The sequence below is a fragment of the Bradyrhizobium sp. AUGA SZCCT0431 genome (assembly GCF_018131065.1).
Classification (GTDB): domain Bacteria; phylum Pseudomonadota; class Alphaproteobacteria; order Rhizobiales; family Xanthobacteraceae; genus Bradyrhizobium.
In genome coordinates, this window is the sequence record NZ_JAFCLR010000085.1 from 1 (window position 1) to 4998 (window position 4998).

4 protein-coding genes and 1 tRNA gene are annotated in these 4998 nt (G+C 60.4%); all 5 read left to right on the forward strand.

All coding sequences use genetic code 11. The features are described from left to right. Positions 1-349 precede the first annotated feature (349 nt). Complete coding sequence (locus JQ567_RS37700; protein WP_212443508.1) at positions 350-1351, forward strand: TRAP transporter substrate-binding protein; 1002 nt, start codon at positions 350-352, stop codon at positions 1349-1351. 179 nt (positions 1352-1530) lie between these two features. Further along, positions 1531-2106 (forward strand): TRAP transporter small permease, encoded by a 576-nt coding sequence (locus JQ567_RS37705; protein ID WP_409363661.1) that lies wholly within the window; start codon positions 1531-1533, stop codon positions 2104-2106. Further along, entirely contained in the window at positions 2103-3428 is a 1326-nt protein-coding gene (locus JQ567_RS37710) for a TRAP transporter large permease (RefSeq protein WP_212443509.1), read from the forward strand. The genes JQ567_RS37705 and JQ567_RS37710 overlap by 4 nt, the downstream gene beginning before the upstream one ends. Positions 3429-3548: 120 nt before the next feature. Beyond that, on the forward strand, positions 3549-4142 hold the full coding sequence (locus tag JQ567_RS37715) for a Spy/CpxP family protein refolding chaperone (protein WP_212443510.1): 594 nt from the start codon (positions 3549-3551) through the stop codon (positions 4140-4142). Positions 4143-4317: 175 nt separating this feature from the next. Next, positions 4318-4393 (forward strand) — tRNA-Lys (locus JQ567_RS37720). The last annotated feature ends 605 nt before the right edge of the window (positions 4394-4998 follow it).

Sequence of the window (4998 nt, forward strand, 5' to 3'; positions counted from 1 at the left end):
TCGTGTGCATTTTGTTTTGTGCAAACCGCACGCGAGACCGCGGGTGCAGCGCGCACCCGGTCTTCCCTGCGCCCTCTCGTTTTTTTGGAGGGTAACTCGGTTGCACAACTCGGGCGCATCGCGCGGCGAGGGTGCGGAACCATGTCCGTGCATTGTGAAGCGGCAAACGGCCTCTTTGGTGAACAGCGTGGCTGGACAGGATGTCACATTTTGCGATGCAGCAAACCTTGAAGGCCGGCCCCTGCTAACGGGCAATGGCGTTTTGCCCGGCTTCTCTGTATTGGTTCGGTGGCATACAAGCTTCGGAGCCGGGTGTTCGCGCTCCGCAAAAAATAAATTGGGAGGAAACATGCGCAAAGTGATTTTGGCTGCGGCATCGATCGCAGCTTTGGCCCTGGCGGGCCCGGCGTCGGCGCAGTCGCCGATCATCATCAAGTTCAGCCACGTGGTTGCGCCGAACACGCCGAAGGGGCTGGCGACCGAGAAATTCAAGGAGCTCGCCGAGAAATACACCGCCGGCAAGGTCAAGGTCGAGGTCTACCCGAATTCGCAGCTCTACAAGGACAAGGAAGAGCTGGAAGCGCTGCAGCTCGGCGCGGTGCAGATGCTGGCGCCATCGAACGCCAAGTTCGGCCCGATCGGCGTCAAGGAATTCGAGGTGTTCGATCTGCCGTACATCCTCCCCGACCTGAAGACGCTGCGCAAGGTCACCGACGGGCCGCTCGGCGCAAAGCTTCTGAAGCTGCTCGATTCCAAGGGAATGACCGGTCTCGCCTATTGGGATAACGGCTTCAAGGTGATGACCGCCAACAAGAAGCTGGTCACGCCCGCCGACTACAAGGGCCTCAAGTTCCGCATCCAGTCCTCGAAAGTGCTGGAGGCGCAGATGCGCTCGCTCGGCGTGATCCCGCAGGTGATGGCGTTCTCCGAAGTCTATCAGGCGCTGCAGACCGGCGTCGTCGATGGTCAGGAAAATTCCTGGTCGAACATCTACACCCAGAAAATGCACGAAGTGCAGAAGCACATCACCGTCACCAACCACGGTTACATCGGCTATGTCGTGGTGGTGAACAAGAAGTTCTGGGACGGTCTGCCCGAGGATATCCGTGGCCAGCTCGACAAGGCCATGAAGGAGGCCACCGCCTATGGCAACGGCCAGTCGCAGAAGGAAAACGACGACGCGTTTGCGGAAATCAAGAAGTCCAACAAGAGCGAAATCCTGACGCTGACGCCGGAGCAGGACGCCGCCATGCGCAAGGCGATGGAGCCGGTCTACAAGGACGTCGCAGGCCGCGTCGGCCAGCCGCTGATCGACGAATTCCTCAAGGAGACGAGGGGAGCGACCAACTAGGACGATTGACTGGGGATGCCGGGAGCTTCCAAGCTCCTGGCAGGGGCGAATGAACCGTGCGCCGTCATGGCCGGGCTTGTCCCGGCCATCCACGTCTTTCCTTGCTGATGCGCTAGCAAGGCGTGGATGCCCGGCACGAGGCCGGGCATGACGAGCTTCGATAATTGGGGGGAATATCGGTGCTGCTTCGAATCCTCGATCGGCTTGAGGAATGGCTGATTACGTTTCTGATCGCTGCGGCGACCGTGATTATTTTCATCGCGGTAGCCCACCGCTATCTGGTCGGCATTCCCCTGTTCTATCCGCTGCTGTTTCCGATCAATCTGGCCTGGGCGCAGGAACTCTGCATCATCATGTTCGTGTGGATGGCGAAGTTCGGCGCGGCCTATGGCGTGCGCACCGGCATCCATGTCGGCGTCGACGTACTGGTCAACAAGCTCGGTCCGGAGAAGCGCAAAGTCACCGTCATGTTCAGCCTGCTGTGCGGCGCGCTGTTTACGTTCGTCGTCGGCTCGATGGGTGCGAAATTCGTCTATGGGCTGTACCACACCGACCAGGTGACCCCCGACATGGAAATGCCGAGCTGGATCATCTATCTCTGCGTTCCGCTCGGCTCCTATTTGATGTGCTTCCGCTTCCTGCAGGTGGCCCGTAATTTCTGGCGCACCGGCCATCTGCCGCATCACGATGAAACGCAGGTCGAGGGCATCGAGGTGGATGCTCCCGGTGCGGGCGCTGCGGGGATCACCCGATGAGCGCCCTTATTATCTTCGGCCTGCTGATCGCGCTGATGCTGACGGGCATGCCGATCTCGATTTCGCTCGGCCTGACCGTCCTGACATATCTGTTCCTCCTGACCACGGTGCCGATCGAATCGGTGGCGCTCAAGCTGTTCACCGGCATCGAGAAGTTCGAGATCATGGCGATCCCGTTCTTCATCCTGGCCGGCAATTTCCTCACCCATGGCGGCGTCGCGCGGCGAATGATCGAATTCGCACGGACGATGATAGGCCATTGGGCCGGCGGCCTCGGCATCGCCGCCACGATGGCCGCAGCCTTGTTTTCCGCGGTGTCGGGATCCTCGCCGGCGACGGTGGTCGCGATCGGATCGATCATGTTGCCGGCGATGTTGTCGGTCGGTTATCCCAAGCGCTTTGCCGCGGGCGTGATCGTCACCGGCGGCGCGCTCGGCAACCTCATTCCGCCCTCGATCATCATGGTGATCTATGCGGTATCGACCAGCGGCGCCGTTTACTTCGGCCCCGCCGGTGAGCGGGTCAGCTCCGCGTCGGTCGGGCAATTGTTCATGGCCGGCATGGTGCCGGGCGTGATTCTGGCGATCATGCTCTCGGGAACCACCTGGTACCGCGCCTGGAAGAACAACTATCCGAAAGTGCCGAAGGCGACGTGGGGCGAGGCCTGGCGCGCCTTTATGGATTCGATCTGGGGCATTTCGCTGATCGTCGTGGTGCTGGGCGGCATCTATCTGGGGTGGTTCACGCCGACCGAAGCCGCCGCCATGAGTGCGGTGTACGCCTTCCTGATCGAGATGTTCATCTACAAGGACTTGCGGTTCAAGGACGTGCCCAAGGTCCTGCTCGCGTCCGCGAACATGAGCGCGATGATCCTCTACATCGTCACCAACGCGGTGCTGTTCTCGTTCCTGATGACGAGCGAGCAGATCCCGCAGGCGATGTCGAACTGGATCACCGACAGCGGCGTCAACTGGATCACCTTCCTGCTGGTGGTGAACCTGCTGCTGCTACTTGCCGGCAACGTGATGGAGCCGTCCTCGATCGTTCTGATCATGGCGCCGATCCTGTATCCGATCGCGGTCAAGCTCGGCATTCATCCGGTGCATTTCGGCATCATCGTCGTGGTCAATATGGAAATCGGCATGTGCCATCCGCCGGTCGGACTCAATCTCTACGTGGCCTCCGGGATAGCCAAGATGGGCATTACGGAATTGTCGATCGCGGTTTTGCCATGGCTGATCACGCTCTTGGTTTTCCTCGGTCTCATCACCTACATCCCGGAATTGTCGCTGTGGCTGCCGCGTACCCTCGGCATGCTCTAGTTCAGGAAGGTGTGACGGGCGACATTACATCTTGGTAAGGGAAGGTACTCTTGCCTATCGTTTAGTTGATTGCCGGCAGCCGCGGGCCCATCTTCATGCAACCTTTCAACGGAGGTCAGCATGAGGAAGTTCACCATCGCCGCGGTCGCGGTGCTCGCCATCGCCGGTTCGACGGCGGTCTATGCCCAGCACCGTCATTGGGGCTACGGGCATATGCGGATGAACCCGGAGGACCGGGCGGCGTTTGCCGACGCGCGGATCGCCTCCGTCCATGCCGGGCTCAAGCTGACCGCCGACCAGGAAAAGCTGTGGCCGGCGGTTGAAGCGGCGGTGCGGGAATTTGCCAAACTGCGGATCGATCGCGCCAATGCACGGATGGATGCGCGGCGGGACGATTCGAGCCAGCAGAAGCCGGACGATCCGGTGGCGCGCCTGCGCGAGCGCGCCGACAACATGGCGACGTCGGCGGCCGCCATGAAGAAAATCGCTGATGCGGCCGATCCGCTTTACAAGACGCTGGATGACGGCCAGAAGCGCCGCCTGGCCGTGCTGACCGGAATGGACCGGTTTCATGGCCGTGGCGAAGGCTGGCGGGAGCGCCGCATGGAGCGTTTTGAGCGGGATCGCGACGATGGCGGCCGGGACCGCGGCTACAACCGCAACCGCTATGACCGGGATGACGGGCCGGACCGGGGGGGCCCGGAGCGGCTCTGAGTGCCGGTTTGCCGAGGTCGGCCCGGCTAGGGGCAGAAGCCGCTGAAATCCAGCGGCTTTTTGCCTTTCCGGGCCCACGCCAAAGGCCGGGAAAACTCCGTCAGCTTTGCTGGACATCGGGGAATCGCTTTGCTAAACGACGCCCTCTTGCGAAGGCTTTTTCCGGACCAAGTCCGGGCGCATAGCTCAGTTGGTAGAGCAGATGACTCTTAATCATCGGGTCCCAGGTTCGAGCCCTGGTGCGCCCACCAAGCCCTTCAAGCACTTAGCCGGCTTCACCGTTTGAAACGCCGAGACCAACTAGAGCTTTTCAAACGGTTTTGGCTAAGCGGAACGCTTTCGATGACATACTGCCTCGCACGAAAACAGAACTTCCTGGTCGGCCTGGATTGTTCAGCACTGCGCAATTGCAAGCGAGAGACCTCGCTCGTCCAACTGAGCCGGTCCAATTCGTCTGAACAGTAACAAGTCGGAGGGCAGGGCGCCGACGTCCAATGATGGATTGGAGCGGGAGTTCAAGTGTTTCAGTTGATTACAAGGCGGCGTGTGCACGATGTGTGCACCGGGAGATCAAAAGAAAATCTAGCGACAACCAGCTTGAGCAGGCCGAACTGAACGCGCGGCGGCGTTAGCGGCGGGCTGGTGTTTGGGTGATGTGATTACAGCTCAGAACGCCATTACTGGCGAGGCCGGCAGGGGAAATTCGCAGAATCAGTGGTCACGGAACGGTCGCTTATGGCGAAAAGCGGCTGCTCGCAACGAGGCCAGGCCCAATCTCCTAGAGCGGGATGAATTTAGGTTGAGGCGTATCCGGCGTTTTCGAAGTAGTTGGCACATTCGTTTGGCATGAAGGCTG